This is a genomic window from Desulfitobacterium dehalogenans ATCC 51507, from assembly GCF_000243155.2.
GTDB lineage: Bacteria > Bacillota > Desulfitobacteriia > Desulfitobacteriales > Desulfitobacteriaceae > Desulfitobacterium > Desulfitobacterium dehalogenans.
This window is the reverse complement of record NC_018017.1, coordinates 3,623,682-3,639,285: the sequence shown is the minus strand read 5'-3', so window position 1 is coordinate 3,639,285 and position 15,604 is coordinate 3,623,682. Positions and strand designations below refer to the sequence as shown.

Sequence of the window (15,604 nt, the reverse complement as noted above, 5' to 3'; positions counted from 1 at the left end):
CTATAATTCCAATTATTGAAATTAATGATTCTAGTCTGTTGTAAACCTGATTCCTGGTTTTGGGTTAAGGGTTTGCAACAGACTTCCTTTAGGAGGAGAAATTGTGCAGACAAATAATCTGAATACTGAATTGGAAGAACAGCATTTGGCTGCAGTAAAAGACAACTATCTGAAATTACAGGCGGAAATAAAGCTTTGGCAGCGAGAGCAGGCTCCCGGAGCAGTGGCTGAGTTCCAGCTTGCCTCTGCCTCGCCGTTTTTTACTTTGGATAGTTTGCCCGAAGAAAGCATCATCGATTTGTGGCAAAGACTCAATCGAGTTGCAGACGAACCACAGGAAAAAGCTGACTTGCGCATCCTCCTGGATAAATTTAAGAATGGCGAGCCGCTGGTTAATCCAGCTGCTGCCCGATTGCAACTAGCCCTGGCAGGTGTTGCCCGGATGATCTGCCAACACTTAGTTCCGAACCCCGGAGAAGCGAATCAACCCTTTGGAACCTGTCCGGTCTGCGGAGAAAAACATTTTATGACCCTTTTGGCTCCGCCTGTAGGGAAGCGCTACCAGCAATGCCTCGTCTGTGGTTATCAGAGACCTGTTAATGCTTCCGGCTGTGCATGCTGCGGCAGCATGGAGGCCAAAAAACAGACATACCTTAAATCCGAACAGTATCCTGGGATTGAGGTGGCCGTCTGTTCTGACTGCGGCTCGTATTTCAAACAGGTGGATCTGAGAGAATTAAGTGTCGAAGATCTGGTCTGGGAGGATATACGGACGATGCCTCTCAACTATGCTGCTGAAAAATGGCTTGCCGGACAGAATGGATGGAATTAGAAAGATTTATAAGAATTTAAATTGCCTATTTGAAAATCATACCATGTATGATATATAATACAGTATGGGAATGGATGGATCCCGGTGGGTTCCGCGGACTTCAAATCCGTTGTCGGGTGGGTGATCCGGCCGAGGTAGGTTCGACTCCTACACATTCCCGCCATGTAATTTAACCAAGAATAGATAAATAGCCCGGAATACTATAGTTGCGATTTGCGGACATGATAAATGCAGTGTGCTTTCTGCTCAATTCATGTCCCTTTCCTATGAGGAGGCACTGTTTTTGGAGAATGATTTAGAATTATTAAAGGCGCTGAGAACCATCGCTCCCATGAATGAAATCATGGATGACCTTGAAGTTGCGGCTTTGACGGACAGGATTGGAAAAACCGTGCTCAGCGAAACACTAAAGCAGGTAATCGACGACTATCGAAAACAGTTGCTTGAGGACAAATTCTTCATGACATCCATGTCTCTTCTACCTCGGCAGGAACTCACATCATATTTGATTCAGAAGCTCAAAGAAAAGCTCAGCGAACAGAGAAACACAGGCTTACAAAAGTTGATTAATGCCACAGGAATTGTGCTTCATACCAATTTGGGCAGAGCCCCCCTGCCTGGTTCCGCTATTGGCTTAATTCAAGAAGTCAATGAAGGTTACAGCAACCTGGAGTTCGATCTTGAAACCGGCAGCAGAGGCTCCCGTCACGCACATATTGAGTCCCTGATTACCCGTTTAACCGGCGCTGAAAGTGCTATGGTAGTCAACAATAATGCTGCTGCAGTATTTATAAGTCTCCATACCTTGGCAAGCCGGCGGGAAGTCATTATTTCCAGAGGCCAACTGGTGGAAATCGGCGGAAGCTTCCGCATACCGGATATTATCGCCTCCAGCGGCTGTGCCATGATCGAAGTTGGCACAACGAACAAAACAAAAGTGCATGATTATGCCGAGGCTGTTTCCGAAAATACGGCTGTATTGTTAAAAGTTCACACCAGCAATTATAAAATCTCCGGCTTCACTGAAGAAGTTCCTCTTCAGGATTTAGTACAGTTGGGCAGAGAAAAAAATGTACTGGTGTTGGAGGATTTGGGCAGCGGCTGCCTTTATGATCTGACCAAAATCGGACTGCATCATGAACCGACCGTGCAGGAAGTCATCGCCGGCGGCGTGGATCTCGTCACGTTTAGCGGGGATAAATTGCTGGGCGGTCCTCAGATTGGTGTCATTGCCGGCAAAAAGGCATTGATTGATAAAATTAAGAAGAATCCTTTTGCCCGCATTGTCCGCTGCGATAAAAGTTCCATCGCGGCCTTGGCTGAGGTGCTGAGACTCTATATGAATCCTGAAAAAGCGATTGAGCAGATCCCGGCTTTAAACATGCTGGCATTAAAAGAAGAAGAGTTACTGCTCAGAGCACAGGAGTTGGAGCGACAGCTCCATGCTGCGCTGAATGAGCGATGCCAAACGGATATCGTAGATGTTTATGATGAAGCAGGGGGCGGTTCTTTGCCGGATGTCCTGTTAAAAGGCAAGGCGGTATCCTTAACAATTGACGATTTATCTGCAAACCAGCTGCAGGATCTTCTCAGAAAAGGGTCGACCCCGATTATTTGCAGGATTATTAAGGACAAAGTCCTGCTGAATGTTCGAACGATATCAGAAAAGGAATTTCCCCTTATTACGCAAACCTTGCAGAGCATCGTGGGGTGAATCAATGAAAAAGATTGTATTAGGAACTGCTGGGCATATCGACCACGGCAAAACATCCTTAGTGAGAAAACTGACCGGTATTGATACAGATCGTCTCGATGAAGAGAAACGCCGGGGCATGACCATTGAACTGGGCTTTGCCTCATTGACTTTGCCCTCAGGCCAGAATGTCTCCATTATTGATGTTCCTGGGCATGAGAAATTCGTGAAGACGATGGTGGCTGGTGCTACGGGTATCGATCTCGTCATGCTGGTCATTGCTGCTGATGAGGGAATTATGCCACAAACTAAGGAACATCTTGATATTTTAAACCTGCTCAATGTTAAGACCGGTGTTATCGCCTTAACAAAAACGGATCTTGTCGACGATGAGTGGTTGGAAATGATCCTTGAAGATATTCAAAACACACTGCAGGGGACAACTCTGGAAGAAAGCCCTATTGTCCATGTATCCTCCGTAACCGGCGAAGGGATTCCTCAACTGATGGAAACCTTGGATCAGCTCGCTCTTAAGGTACAGGTAAAAGAAGGTCAAGAACTATTTCGGCTGCCTATTGACAGGATATTTTCTATGGCAGGTCATGGGACTGTCGTAACTGGAACGATAACCAGCGGAATTGTCAACAAAGGAGAGACTCTGGCAGTCTATCCTTCAGGATTCACCGCAAGGGTCAAGGGAATTCAAGTCCATAATAGCGGTGTGGATGAAGCGATCGCCGGAGATCGGTGTGCCCTGAATCTCACCGGGATCGAAAAATCAGAAATCCAGCGAGGCGACACCATTGCCCGTGAAGGAACACTGAACCCGATCTGGATTGTGGACGCTCTGATTTATATTGTTAAAGGCAAAGGTAGTTTGGTACATAATCAAAGGGTCCATGTTCACACGGGAACCAAGGAGGTTCTGGCCAGGGTCAGACTCTTGGGAACGGATGAAATCGCTGAGGGGAGCAAAGGCTATGGTCAGCTGCGTTTCGAAGAACCGGTAGTCGTACTGCGTAAAGATCGGTTTATTATCCGCAGTTATTCACCGGCAGTTACCATTGGTGGTGGCTGGATCTTGTATCATGCCACGAAGAACAGACAGCGGTTTTCCCAAGAAAGCATGAATGCCATGGCCATCGGTGAAAATGGCACCTTGGAGGAGTTAATCTCCTTAGTATTAAATTCCTCGGAAAAACCTCTCAGCTCAGAGGAGCTATGGCGAGGGCTGAATACAGATCGGATTAAATTACAGGAAACCCTGGATAGGGAAGTTGTATCGGGAAAATTAATTATATTAAAAGAAACTCATAAATATTTAAGCCTTAACCAATATGAAAAATACTTCAATAAAATAACATCTGCATTTAGGAAAATGTATCAAAAATATCCCTATCGCTATCAAATCGATAAAGAAGAACTAAAAAGCGGAGCTTTTTCCGGGATAGATCCCAAAGATTTTGCCGCATTGCTAAATTATTTTGTTTTCAATCATCGTTTACTCACGGATGGAAATTATCTGTCTGAACTTGACGGAAAAGCCTTGGCAAGAATCCGGGCATCAAAGGAAGTAGCCCTGATTGAAACGACGTTTTTGAACTATGGCATTAATGCCGGAAGTATTCTGCAGGTTTCAAAAGATGGTAGTATAAAAATAGGCGACATTGAGGAAATAGTGAAATTCCTGCAAAAATCAGGTAGACTTTTTGATCTGGGGCAAGGAATCTTTGTCCATAAAGAGGCCTTCCAAAAGGTCTACCAAACCGTTCGCTCCTTAATGGATGTCAAAGGGAGCGTCAGTGTGATCGAAGTCAGGGATTCATTGAATATTGGCAGAAAAGCCGTCATTGCTTATTTGGAGTATTTCGATAGTGTTAAAATTACACTAAGAAAAGAAGATCAGCGCATACCGGGAATTCATTATCATGACTTCTTAGGTTAGGGCTCATGAAATTCAAAAGACTTCGAAGAGATGTTCTCCTCGAAGTCTTTTAATTCTATAAAACTATATGACTGAATTTGTCACAAGAGCTTTGTATTGCTCTTCGGTCAGGTCACAATGATAGAAAAGTTTATAGTATCTGGCTGTTTCTTTGTAAAGATCATATTGAGCTTGTTCAGGATAGAGCAGCTGAGTTATCCAAATCATGCCAATATAGCGATTGACTGAAGGGGGATTACCCATCCAATTATAGGGGCCCAGTGGAACCTGATAATACTTGCCGTTTTTAATGGCTTTTAATTCCTGCCAGGTTTTATCCTCAGACACTTTACTGTATATACTGTTCGGCGCAAAAACGATCACATCAGGATCCCATAAGATGATTTGCTCCATATCCACGGGGTTGCCGTCGCCTTTACTGGAGATATCATCGACAACGGCTACATTATTGCTTACTTGATCGAGGATTTCAGCGTGAAAAGAGCCCTTTGCCAGGACATTCAGGCCATTTTCGCCGACACAATAGACCAAATCGGCCTTTTCTTCTTCCCCAACCTTGGCCATAATATCCTGAGTTTCCTTAAACACTTCTTCACAATACTGGGCAAGAATTTCAGCCTCTGCCTCTTTATTGAGCAGCTTGCCTAAAGTCCTGTAGGCCTCGGGCATCGTTTCTGTTGTGGCTTCGATATGGACCGTGGGAATCCCCACTTGGTTCATTATATTGTCCATATCTTCGACAATGCTTGACTTGGATTCGCCGATGTCGATAATGATCTGAGGATCGGCCTTAGCGATTTCTTCAAGGTTAAGGTCGCCTTTGCCATAAAACTGCCCCAGTACAGGAAGGTTGAAATATTTTGGGTCCAGATATTGCTTGGCCGAAGGATCCCACTTGCCGGCTAAGCCTACAAACTGGTCGGCGGCTAAAGGAAAGAGCACGATTTGAGCCAGGGTGCCTGAGGCCGCAACTCGGGTAATGTTGGCAGGAATTTCGACAGTCCGTCCGGCAGAATCAGTAAAGCTGATCAATTCACCTTTGGGAAGTTCTGCCGGATTTGAGGTTGCAGGAACAGATGGGTTGTTGTTAGGGGTGTTTGCGTTCGTGCCGCAAGCGGTGGTAAACGTTAATAGAAGTGAAATGGCCAAGAGCATTGAGATGAGTTTTTTTCTCATAATGTGAAGTAATGCCTCCTTTTTTTAAATAGTTTAAGAGCAGTGCTCACGGAGATGATCCGTTTTAACGATGCCCTTAGGAATACAGACCCTTACCTGATCTTCATAGAAACTTTGAATCTCTACATCCACCCCGTAAAGGGTTTTGATCAGGTTTTCCGAATATATTTTATTAGGTTGTCCATAGGCGAGAACTTTGCCTTCCTTCATAGCTAATACCTTGTCGGAAAAGAGAAAGGTCTGATCGGGATTGTGGGTCGATTGAACAACAGTGTATCCGTCCTTTGCCAGAGCCTTTATCTGGTTTTGAACCCGGATTTGATTACCAAAATCCAAGTTTGCAGTCGGTTCGTCAAGAATAAGTATTTTAGCTTCCTGGACCAATGCACGGGCAATGAGCACAAGCTGTCTTTCCCCGCCGCTTATCTGGGTATAGCCTCTATGTTTAAGATGGGTGATTTCTAGCCTATCCAGAGCTGCCTCAGCAAGCTGAATTTGTCTTTTTCCAGGTTTGGAAAGGGTGGATATCTGTATGGTAGTTCCCATAAGCACCATGTCAAACACGCTGTAATTAAATAAGGGGTAATGAGATTGAGGGATATAGGCTACATATTTTGCCATTTCCTTTATCCCCATTTTTTTTATATCCAGGTTATTCAGAGAAACCTGCCCCTTGTACCCATGAAGCAAACCGAGTATGCAGCGAAAAAGCGTGCTTTTCCCTACTCCGTTTGGGCCTAAAATTGATAACAGCTCATTGTCCTCTGCTGAGAAACTAATATCATTGAGGATGAGCTGTTCATCATAGCCAAAACTAAGGTTGGATACTTCGATACTCAATAGCTCTCCCCCTTTCGGGTGATAAGGTAGATGAAGAAGGGAGCTCCGATAAAAGCGGTAAGAATCCCCAGAGGAATTTCAGTGGTGAGAAGGTTTCGGGAAAAGTTGTCGACGATAAGGAGAAAGATTGCTCCCAAAAGCATAGAGGCAGGCATTAATATAGTATAGTTATTCCCCACAAGTTTTCTGGTAAGATGGGGAATGACCAAACCTACCCAACCGATCATACCGCTTACAGAAACGCTGGCCGCCGTAACAAAAGTAGTACAGATGATGACAAGCAAGCGAATTTGTTTGGCATTGACTCCTATTGTCTTAGCCTCATCATCACCAAGGGTAAGAATGTTTAACCGCCAGCGGAGGAGAAGCAAAGGAGTTAATCCGATGGCCATAGGAATAATAGCAAAAGTAATATCACTCAATTTCGCCCCGGATAAGCTGCCCATAAGCCAATATGTAATTGCCGGAAGTTGATCGTTAGGGTCAGCGACTAACTTAATAAAAGATGTACCTGCCGAAAAAAGCGAGCTCACCATAATTCCTGCCAAGATCAGGCCAAGTATGTTTTTTCCTTTGGCGCGCTTACTGATAAAATAAACTATGGCCACCGTAAGGAGGCTGAAAGAAAATGCACTCAGGGCGATTAGGGTGCTGCTTGAATGATTAAGAATAGCTAGGGCAGCACCAAAGGCTGCTCCTGCTGAGGCTCCCAGAATATCCGGAGAGGCCATAGGGTTTTGGAAAACGCCCTGATAGGCAGCGCCGGCAGCAGATAGACAGCACCCCACTAAACAAGCCAAAAGAATCCGGGGTAAACGAATGTTTATTAATACAATCTCCAGACGGTCGGCCCAAAATTGTTCGATAGGAAAGACCTTGGAAAATAGAATCCCAAACAATTCCTTTGGCGGAATGGGGTAACGGCCAAGCTGAAAAGAGATAAGTATAGTAATCAGAAGAATCATACCAAGACCCATGACGATAGAGATGCCTTGTCCTGCTTGCTTCATTTCTTTACCGCCTTTAAATATGCTAAGATTTAGTGTTTAATAATTTGATTTAAATATTTCGGCGTTTAGTAAAATTATACAAGTATAAATAATTTAAGTCAATGAATATAAATGGACTTAAACTTATACAAACAAATTGGAAAAGGTAGAAATTGAATTTAGTTAGTTGTAAAATATAAGCAAGATTTATTTATGTATATTTCTCTTTGGTGATATCTAGTTATGTTTGGTTGTGTTGGTTACAACCTTTTTATTACGGTTATGCCCATGATTGAGGAGGTAATTCTGTGAAACTAATTAATGTGGCAGGGCCCCCGTCTTCGGGAAAGACTTCGGTCATCTTAAGGCTGGTTGAGTCTATGAAAGAAAAAGGGAGAGTCGGAGTCGTAAAATTTGACTGTTTAACTTCTTTTGATAACTTGAGCTATGAAGAAGCAGGGATCCCCGTGCAGATCGGCTTTTCAGGAAAAATCTGCCCGGATCATTTCTTTGTCAGCAATATTGAAGATGCTGTTCAATGGGGGATGCAATCGGGTTTCGAGATGCTTATAACGGAAAGTGCGGGGTTATGCAACCGTTGTTCACCATATATAAAGGGTATCCTATCCGTTTGTGTTATTGATAATCTCTCGGGTATCAATACCCCTCGCAAAATAGGGCCTATGCTGAAGTACGCAGATATTGTGGTGGTAACCAAAGGAGATATTGTCTCTCAGGCAGAGCGGGAGGTTTTTGCTTTTAATATCACTCAGGTTAATCCCACGGCGCAGATTGTATTTGTTAATGGAATCACTGGACAAGGGGCGTTTATACTTTCCAAGCATCTGCAACAGGCACGGGACATTGGAACTACACGGGATATGAAATTACGATTCACGACACCAGCAGCAGTCTGCTCCTATTGCACAGGTGAGACAAGGATCGGGGAATCCTATCAGATGGGAATGATGAAGAAAATGGAGTTTGGAAAACGATGAAAAGTAATGATTTTGTTCAACTGGTCCACAGCAAAAGCCTGGGGGATGTGCTGATGGAGTACCCTATTGGGGCTGACTTTCTGGTCAATCTGCGTTTGGACGGTATTGCCAAAGAACTCCCCTTGCTTGAAGCATTACAGGAGGCAGATGAGGAAATTCTTGTGGAATTCGGGTTGGAATCTTTTGAAGTCGTGCAAAGCTTTTGCCAATTTCTCGAGACATTTTCACTGAGGGGAAGTGCCCGGGAGGCCATTTCATCATTGACAATTCACGGAGGATACAACAAATTAAAAGAACCTGAAGCAATTAGTCTCACCATTTATCCCGGAGAAATTATCAGTATTGTGGGTCCCACCGGATCGGGAAAAAGCAGGCTGCTCAATGATATTGAATGCCTGGCTCAAGGGGATACCCCTACAGGCAGAATAATTCGGATCAATGGGTCTGAGCTGGATGATTCTCAACGCTTTGAGATGGAGGGGAAACTGGTGGCCCAGCTGTCTCAGAACATGAACTTCGTTATGGATTTAACGGTCCGTGAGTTTTTAGTAATGCATGCGAAGAGCAGGATGACACCCCATGCGGAGGATGTGATTCGGAGATGCTTTCAGTGTGCTAATGATCTGGCGGGGGAGAAGTTTTCAGAGGAAACAAAGGTAACTCAACTCAGTGGGGGTCAGTCAAGGGCGCTGATGATTGCTGATACTGCTTTTATCAGCGAGTCTCCCATTGTACTGATTGACGAAATTGAAAACGCAGGAATCGATAGGAAGCAGGCAATTACCCTTTTGGCTAACCGGGAAAAAGTTATTTTAGTATCCACCCATGATCCCCTCTTAGCCTTGAGTGCGGATAAACGCATTGTCATTAAAGACGGTGGAATCGCTAAAATCATCGATACCACGGAGGAAGAAAGGGAGAGTCTCAAAACCATAGAGAAACTGGATAATGTTTTGGGCGAATTAAGAAACCGCTTGCGTTCAGGAGATTATATTGCTGAGTTGCCGGCTTGGACTGTTAACTGATAAAAGATGAGACCATTGTGAAAGGAAGGCAGACTATGTGGGAAATCTATGATGCCATGATTAACGGGATTCCGGAGGACTACCTGGTCGATGAGCTGATATGCGGAACGACCCATTCCATGATTCGCAGCGGGGATGGTGGGGGGCTCGGTCCCAATCGTCTCTATGAAACGAGAATGCCTATGCTTACGCAAAACTTATTAGGCCTTCCTCTGCGAGAGGTAGCTGCTTGTGTTAAGTCATGGAATTATATTGAAGCTTCTATTGGTTTGGCGGCGATCAACGCTTATTACAATAATCCTCAAGTGGCCAGAGAAAATGGTGTAGTATTCTCGGAAGCCAAAAGAGTTGAGGATCGCATGAATGACCCATTTATTATGTCTCAGAATGAAGTGAAGGGCAAAAAGGTTGGAGTGGTGGGGCATTTCCCCCATCTGGAAAGCCTTCTGGAGCCGATCTGCGATCTTTCTATTTTGGAGTGGAGTCCGGAGGAAGGGGATTATCCCATGCCGGCAAGTGAATTTATTCTTCCGGAGTGTGACTATGTCTACATTACTTGTGCTTCTGTAGTGGATAAGACGTTGCCGAGGCTTCTTGAATTGTCAAAAAACGCAAAACGAACCACTTTGGTAGGGCCGGGGACCCCTCTGGCACCGATACTCTTTGATTATGGGCTTCAAGAACTTTCGGGATTTATGATTAAAGATAATGCCCGGGCTTTTAGAATCGTAGCCGGGGCTGAAAAAGTGAAGATATATACTACGGGACAGAAAGTGGCGATAAAAAAATAAGCAGGGAGGGGCAGGGGTGAATTTCGAATGGAATGAAAATACAGTAAGATGGTATGAAGATGCTGAAAGGCATACCGGCTTTTTCAAGAATATCGCTGAGTTGGTGGGGCCTAAATTGGCAGAGTACTCTACTTTATGTGATATTGGCTGTGGAATAGGGATGGTCGATTTAGAACTGAGCAGATACATTGACCGCATTACCTGCATAGACATTCATCCTTATGCTATTGAGACCCTTAAGAAAAGCATTCAGACAAGAAATCTTACCAACATTACCCCTTTAACGATGGATTGCAACTCCATTGAGGAGTGCTGGGATGTTATTTTCATCAGCTTCTTTGGCAGCCGTGAGCTGGAACAATTTTTGTCACACTGCAAAAAGCTCATTGCGGTGGTGGGTAGAAAGAGTCAAGCTGAGCTCTATCCCGAAAAGTATCGGAGATTCCAGAAAAACACGGCTAAAGAGGTTGAGGAAGGATTAATCCGCAAAGGAATACCCTATTCTCTCACCGAAACCGTCTTTGAGTTTGGCCAGCCCTTTCGGTCTGAAGAAGAGGCCCGGAATTTTGTTAGGACCCAATCCCATAATATCAGTCCTCATGATTTGGAGAATTTTATAACAGAGCGCCTTGTTGCAATAGGAAAAGGAGAATTTTCCCTCTATCTTCCGCGCCAAAAGCCCATAGGGGTATTTGAAATTGAAGGGAAACTATAAAGGCTATGCACATCTTTTTGATCGGTGAGATTCAAGTGGGTAAAAGTACGATCATTGATAAAACACTGAGGATTTGCAATGTAGCGTACGACGGTTTCAGAACCTACTTTGGCCCCGACAGAGGTTCTCCGAACCAGCGGCTTTATATGACTTCTGCTTCGGGAGAGAAGGTTTATCAGGAAGAGAATGTTATAGTCCGTTTTCGGGAAGAGGGTCTTCCACAAGTCCTTACGGAGCGGTTCGATGGTTATGGTGTTGAGCTTATTCATTTGGCTAGAATCAAAGCTCAACTCATTGTGATGGATGAATGCGGCAGCCAGGAACGCAATGCTTTTGCCTTTCAAGAGGAAATTTTGGAGGCTATAGCAGGCTCTATTCCTATACTTGGTGTGATAAAGCAGGCTAGCAACGGTTGGACAGATCAGATAAGGTATCATCAAAACGTAAAGCTGATTTCTGTGAACGAGGAAAACCGAGATGCCTTGCCGGAATACATAGCTTCACATTTGCTTCGGTACTTTTAATTCAATCTATCTCTTCAATAATTTGAAGCCTATTGAGACGTGACTAAAATCAATATATAATAAATCATAATATGGAGTAGTGTGTTCTAGTTAGTTTTGATCGAGAAGAAGTTTATAATTGTCTCCGAGCCGAAGCGACCTAAAGAGTAATCCATGGTTGGTCGGCCAGGGCGATATGCCCTCGGGTATACCCAGAAATGGATATGCCTTCACGTTTGAAAAGGAGGTGGATTCCCAATGAAGATAGCGATTATAGGCGGATATAATTTCGAGAGACATAGCAAATCCATAGGCAAGTTAAATAACATAGAATTGCGCTTCCATGATGGTGTGCCGAGAAGGAACAACAAAAAACTGTTGGAAAACATCATAAAAGGCGCAGATTGTGTGATTATCGTGCAAATGGTTTGCTCCCATCTCAGCATGTGGGATGCAAAAGATGTAGCTAGAAAGTGTAATAAGAAAGTATATTACTCCCAAGCTAAGGGGCTTGCCTCAGTTTTGAGTTTGATTGAAAAAGAAAATGAGATCAATACAGCATAGATTGACAAAACGATTAAGCCGTACTATAATTATTTCCAAATTAAATTTTTTCGTGCGATGATGAGAGGAAGATCCGTGTATCCCTTAAGCGAGTTTGGAAGAGGTGGAAGCCAAACGGGTAAGCGAATCAGGGCACTTGGAGTGCGTGTTAAAGAAGGAGGATCTCTTGGCTTTCCATGAGATCAAACAGGGTGGAACCGCGGGAAGAATACTCTCGTCCCTGTAGCAGAAGTGCTACGGGGGCGAGAGTTTTTTGACATATTAGCTGCCATGTCTCTTTTATGGGGCAGCTTATCCTTCATCTTCAACCCTCGGGCGCTTCCAATGCGGCTTCAGTTTAATAAAGTCCAAAAAAATTAAAACAGGAGGTTAATCATGAAATTTCAGGACATGATTCTTTCCCTGAACCAATTTTGGGGGGAGCAAGGATGCATCATTGCCCAGCCTTATGATATGGAAAAAGGTGCCGGAACATTTAATCCCAACACTTTTTTGCGTGCCTTAGGGCCTGAGCCCTGGAAAGTGGCTTATATCGAGCCTTCCCGTCGTCCTACAGATGGACGTTATGGAGAAAATCCCAACCGTTTACAGCATTATTTTCAATACCAAGTCATTATTAAACCTTCACCGGATAATATTCAAGAGCTCTATCTGCAAAGTCTGGAACGCTTGGGAATTAACCCCAAGGAGCATGATATTCGCTTTGTCGAAGATAACTGGGAATCCCCTACTCTTGGGGCTTGGGGGTTAGGTTGGGAAGTCTGGCTGGATGGCATGGAAGTCACTCAGTTCACCTACTTTCAACAATGCGGGGGGATTGACTGCAAACCGGTTTGCGCTGAGATTACCTATGGTCTTGAGCGTTTAGCTATGACTATTCAAAACAAAGAGAGTGTTTATGATATTGAGTATGTGGGAGATATCACCTATGGAGATATCTATCTTCAAAATGAAATCGATTATTCCCATTACAATTTTGAGGCAGCCGATGTGGAAGCCCTTCAAACTTGGTTTGATATGTATGAGAAGGAAGCCGTTCAGATCGTAGAGAAAGGGCTGGTTCTTCCTGCTTACGATTATGTCCTCAAATGCTCCCACACTTTCAACCTCCTGGATGCTCGCGGGGCCATCAGTGTGACGGAGCGGACGGGCTATATTGCCAGGGTGCGGAATTTAGCTCGTCTTTGCGCTCATGCCTACGTCGAGCAACGTGAAAAATTAGGATACCCCTTACTCAAAGTACAATCTGGAAAGGAGGCCGAATAAGATGGCTAAAGATTTTCTGCTAGAGATCGGTACGGAAGAAATCCCGGCGAAATTCGCCCCCGGTGTGCGGAACCAACTTCGGGAGCAAGTTCAGAAATATTGTCAGGAGCTGCGCCTGGATTATCAAGATCTGAAGGTCTACACTACACCCCGGCGTTTTGCTGTGCTTATTCAAGGCCTGGCCGAAAAACAAACAGACTTTACGGCAGAAGTCAAAGGGCCTGCAGTCAAGGCAGCTTATGATGCCGCAGGAAATCCCACTAAAGCGGCTCAAGGCTTTGCCCGTGGGCAAGGGGTGGAAACCAAGGATCTTTTTGTACTGGAATTAAACGGAGTGCCCTATGTCTATGCCCGGAAATCTGAGATTGGCCGGCCCACCTTTCAATTACTCCCCAAGCTTTGCTCAGATCTGATCACCGGACTTCATTTTCCCAAGCCTATGCGCTGGGCCGACCTGGAGTTCCGTTTTGCCCGTCCGATCCGTTGGATTGTCGCTTTATTTGGGAGTGAGGTCATTCCCTTTGAGTTTGTGGGATTGGAATCCGGAAAAGTCTCCCGGGGGCATCGTACTTTAGGGGGGGCTGTAACCCCGAACACCCCGGCAGAATATGTGGAAAAAATGCAACAAGCCTTTGTTATGGCGGATCCGGAGCAGCGTCGTCAATCCGTATTGGAACAAATCCATGCCCTCGCCGAAAAAGTAGGCGGAGAAGTAGAAAAGGATGAAGATCTTTTAGATGAAGTAACCCATATCATTGAATATCCGACCGCCCTGCTCGGTGAAGTGGCTCAGAACTATATGCATCTTCCGGAGCCTGTTATCACCACTCCTATGAAAGAACATCAACGCTATTTTCCCATCCGGGATAAGGAAGGGAAGTTGCTCCCCTATTTCATTACCGTACGCAATGGGGATGATTATGCCCTGGAGAAAGTAAAGGTCGGGAATGAGAAAGTTCTCAAAGCCCGCTTGGAAGACGCAGCCTTCTATTATCGTGAAGACCAAAAAACACCTCTTGCCGAGTTAGTCGAAAAGCTGGATAAGGTCACCTACCATGAGAAATTAGGCAGTGTCCGCCAGCGGGTCGACCGGGTTCGTGCTCTTTCCAGGGAGATTGCAGCACTATTAGGCATGGAAGAAGAAAAACAAGCTTTGGCTGAACGGACCGCTCTTCTGGCCAAAGCGGACCTGGTAACGTTGATGGTCTATGATTTCCCTGAGCTCCAGGGTATCATGGGAGCGGATTATGCTCGCATCAGCGGTGAAAAGCCTGAAATCTGCACAGGGATTCTCGAACATTATCAGCCGCGTTTTGCCGGGGATGAATTGCCGAAATCCTACACCGGGCAAATCGTCAGTGTGGCAGATAAGCTGGATGCTATCGTGGGCGCCTTTGGAATCGGGATTCAGCCTACCGGATCTCAGGACCCCTATGCCTTGAGGCGCCAAGCTCAAGGGGTAGTAGGGATCATTCTGGAAGCAGGTTGGGATATTCCATTGGAACGGCTTATTACTACCTCTTATGTGAGCTTTGTTTATCAAGGAATACATCTTCTCCCTTTGGTCGACCTTCAAAGCGCTCTGCAGGATTTCTTCCAACAACGGCTACGTTTTGTTCTTCAGGAGCAAGGGGTGCGCTACGATACTCTTGATGCTGTCCTTGCTCATGGCAGTAATCATATAACAAGAGCGGCAAAGAAGGTCCAGGTTCTGGCAGAAAAACGGGAAACAGCGGGATTTGTTCCCTACTCCCAAGCCTATATTCGCTGCTTAAACCTCAGCAAAAAGGCTCAAACCCAGCCTTTGGATACTAAGGCTCTTGTCGATCCTACAGAAATTGCCCTGGCTGCAGGTCTCGCCCAGAGAAAGGAAGCCTTCGCCGCTCTGATTGAAAAAGGTGAATATGAACAAGCCTATGCTCTGGCCTCCGAACTCATCCCTATGATTGAAGCACTATTTAACGCCGTCATGATCATGGTGGATGATGAAGCCCTCAAGCAAGCTCGTTTAGCCCTCCTCAGCCAATGCGTCACCATTCTCGGTTGCCTGGGGGATCTCAGCCTCTTAGCTTAATTGAATAAATCATCTTCGGCGTTTTTGCATAATTCCAGCAGAGCGCCGTTATTTTTTTTTCAATTGGATAATATAAGTTGAAGGAAATAGAAAAAATGTGTGGAATATTTATCTGTATTATGTGAATTAGTATGTCACATTCGACCTGTATAACGAATATATGGTTACACGAGTGAGAGATGAAGAGGTGAAA

General features: G+C 44.9%; 14 protein-coding genes, 1 tRNA gene and 1 riboswitch. Of the genes, 12 read left to right on the top strand and 3 right to left on the bottom strand.

All coding sequences use genetic code 11. The features are described 5' to 3' along the window. The first annotated feature begins 103 nt into the window (after positions 1-103). The 4 genes from DESDE_RS17620 (at position 104) to selB (ending at position 4,470) form a co-directional block, all read left to right on the top strand. The gene (locus DESDE_RS17620; RefSeq protein ID WP_014795380.1) at positions 104-832 is read left to right on the top strand and encodes a formate dehydrogenase accessory protein FdhE domain-containing protein; all 729 of its coding nucleotides are present in this window, start codon (positions 104-106) and stop codon (positions 830-832) included. 66 nt (positions 833-898) lie between these two features. Continuing rightward, a tRNA-Sec gene (locus DESDE_RS21710) sits at positions 899-995 on the top strand. Positions 996-1,115: 120 nt separating this feature from the next. Next, positions 1,116-2,546 carry an L-seryl-tRNA(Sec) selenium transferase gene (gene selA / locus DESDE_RS17615; protein WP_014795379.1) on the top strand — a complete coding sequence of 477 codons (1,431 nt, stop codon included), beginning with the start codon at positions 1,116-1,118 and terminating at the stop codon, positions 2,544-2,546. A gap of 4 nt (positions 2,547-2,550) precedes the next feature. Then, the gene (gene selB, locus DESDE_RS17610) at positions 2,551-4,470 is read left to right on the top strand and encodes a selenocysteine-specific translation elongation factor (protein ID WP_014795378.1); all 1,920 of its coding nucleotides are present in this window, start codon (positions 2,551-2,553) and stop codon (positions 4,468-4,470) included. A gap of 63 nt (positions 4,471-4,533) precedes the next feature. Here selB and DESDE_RS17605 read toward each other — a convergent pair whose 3' ends face one another. From DESDE_RS17605 to DESDE_RS17595, 3 genes are read right to left on the bottom strand one after another with little or no spacing between them, the layout of a single operon-like run. Next, positions 4,534-5,646 carry an ABC transporter substrate-binding protein gene (locus tag DESDE_RS17605; RefSeq protein WP_014795377.1) on the bottom strand — a complete coding sequence of 371 codons (1,113 nt, stop codon included), beginning with the start codon at positions 5,644-5,646 and terminating at the stop codon, positions 4,534-4,536. Positions 5,647-5,679: 33 nt separating this feature from the next. After that, a complete protein-coding gene (locus DESDE_RS17600; protein WP_014795376.1) occupies positions 5,680-6,486 on the bottom strand; it encodes an ABC transporter ATP-binding protein in 807 nt (268 codons plus the stop codon). Beyond that, entirely contained in the window at positions 6,483-7,496 is a 1,014-nt protein-coding gene (locus DESDE_RS17595; protein ID WP_014795375.1) for a FecCD family ABC transporter permease, read from the bottom strand. The genes DESDE_RS17600 and DESDE_RS17595 overlap by 4 nt, the downstream gene beginning before the upstream one ends. A 287-nt stretch (positions 7,497-7,783) precedes the next feature. On the opposite strand from DESDE_RS17595, the gene DESDE_RS17590 reads away from it, so the two are divergent. The 8 genes from DESDE_RS17590 (at position 7,784) to glyS (ending at position 15,411) form a co-directional block, all read left to right on the top strand. Beyond that, positions 7,784-8,473: a GTP-binding protein gene (locus DESDE_RS17590; protein ID WP_014795374.1), complete on the top strand. Its 690-nt coding sequence runs from the start codon at positions 7,784-7,786 to the stop codon at positions 8,471-8,473. Beyond that, the gene (locus DESDE_RS17585) at positions 8,470-9,498 is read left to right on the top strand and encodes an ATP-binding cassette domain-containing protein (protein WP_014795373.1); all 1,029 of its coding nucleotides are present in this window, start codon (positions 8,470-8,472) and stop codon (positions 9,496-9,498) included. The genes DESDE_RS17590 and DESDE_RS17585 overlap by 4 nt, the downstream gene beginning before the upstream one ends. Before the next feature lie 35 nt (positions 9,499-9,533). Continuing rightward, positions 9,534-10,289: a DUF364 domain-containing protein gene (locus tag DESDE_RS17580; protein ID WP_014795372.1), complete on the top strand. Its 756-nt coding sequence runs from the start codon at positions 9,534-9,536 to the stop codon at positions 10,287-10,289. Between the two features lie 16 nt (positions 10,290-10,305). Beyond that, the gene (locus tag DESDE_RS17575) at positions 10,306-11,004 is read left to right on the top strand and encodes a class I SAM-dependent methyltransferase (RefSeq protein ID WP_014795371.1); all 699 of its coding nucleotides are present in this window, start codon (positions 10,306-10,308) and stop codon (positions 11,002-11,004) included. Between the two features lie 5 nt (positions 11,005-11,009). Further along, positions 11,010-11,528 (top strand): nucleoside-triphosphatase, encoded by a 519-nt coding sequence (locus tag DESDE_RS17570; RefSeq protein WP_014795370.1) that lies wholly within the window; start codon positions 11,010-11,012, stop codon positions 11,526-11,528. A 110-nt stretch (positions 11,529-11,638) separates the two neighbouring features. Continuing rightward, positions 11,639-11,770, top strand: a riboswitch (molybdenum cofactor riboswitch). After that, the gene (locus tag DESDE_RS17565) at positions 11,766-12,071 is read left to right on the top strand and encodes a DUF2325 domain-containing protein (protein WP_014795369.1); all 306 of its coding nucleotides are present in this window, start codon (positions 11,766-11,768) and stop codon (positions 12,069-12,071) included. (Overlaps the previous riboswitch by 5 nt.) Positions 12,072-12,446: 375 nt before the next feature. Next, positions 12,447-13,337 carry a glycine--tRNA ligase subunit alpha gene (gene glyQ, locus DESDE_RS17560; protein ID WP_014795368.1) on the top strand — a complete coding sequence of 297 codons (891 nt, stop codon included), beginning with the start codon at positions 12,447-12,449 and terminating at the stop codon, positions 13,335-13,337. A gap of 1 nt (position 13,338) precedes the next feature. Further along, positions 13,339-15,411, top strand: a complete 2,073-nt coding sequence (gene glyS, locus DESDE_RS17555) for a glycine--tRNA ligase subunit beta (RefSeq protein ID WP_014795367.1) — start codon at positions 13,339-13,341, stop codon at positions 15,409-15,411. The last annotated feature ends 193 nt before the right edge of the window (positions 15,412-15,604 follow it).

Coding starts and splice junctions, on each gene's coding strand:
- DESDE_RS17595 (WP_014795375.1), bottom strand. CDS start 7,496: ATGAAGCAAGCAGGACAAGGCATCTCTATCGTCATGGGTCTTGGTATG.
- DESDE_RS17565 (WP_014795369.1), top strand. CDS start 11,766: ATGAAGATAGCGATTATAGGCGGATATAATTTCGAGAGACATAGCAAA.
- DESDE_RS17580 (WP_014795372.1), top strand. CDS start 9,534: ATGTGGGAAATCTATGATGCCATGATTAACGGGATTCCGGAGGACTAC.
- selB (WP_014795378.1), top strand. CDS start 2,551: ATGAAAAAGATTGTATTAGGAACTGCTGGGCATATCGACCACGGCAAA.
- DESDE_RS17570 (WP_014795370.1), top strand. CDS start 11,010: ATGCACATCTTTTTGATCGGTGAGATTCAAGTGGGTAAAAGTACGATC.
- DESDE_RS17585 (WP_014795373.1), top strand. CDS start 8,470: ATGAAAAGTAATGATTTTGTTCAACTGGTCCACAGCAAAAGCCTGGGG.
- DESDE_RS17605 (WP_014795377.1), bottom strand. CDS start 5,646: ATGAGAAAAAAACTCATCTCAATGCTCTTGGCCATTTCACTTCTATTA.
- glyS (WP_014795367.1), top strand. CDS start 13,339: ATGGCTAAAGATTTTCTGCTAGAGATCGGTACGGAAGAAATCCCGGCG.
- glyQ (WP_014795368.1), top strand. CDS start 12,447: ATGAAATTTCAGGACATGATTCTTTCCCTGAACCAATTTTGGGGGGAG.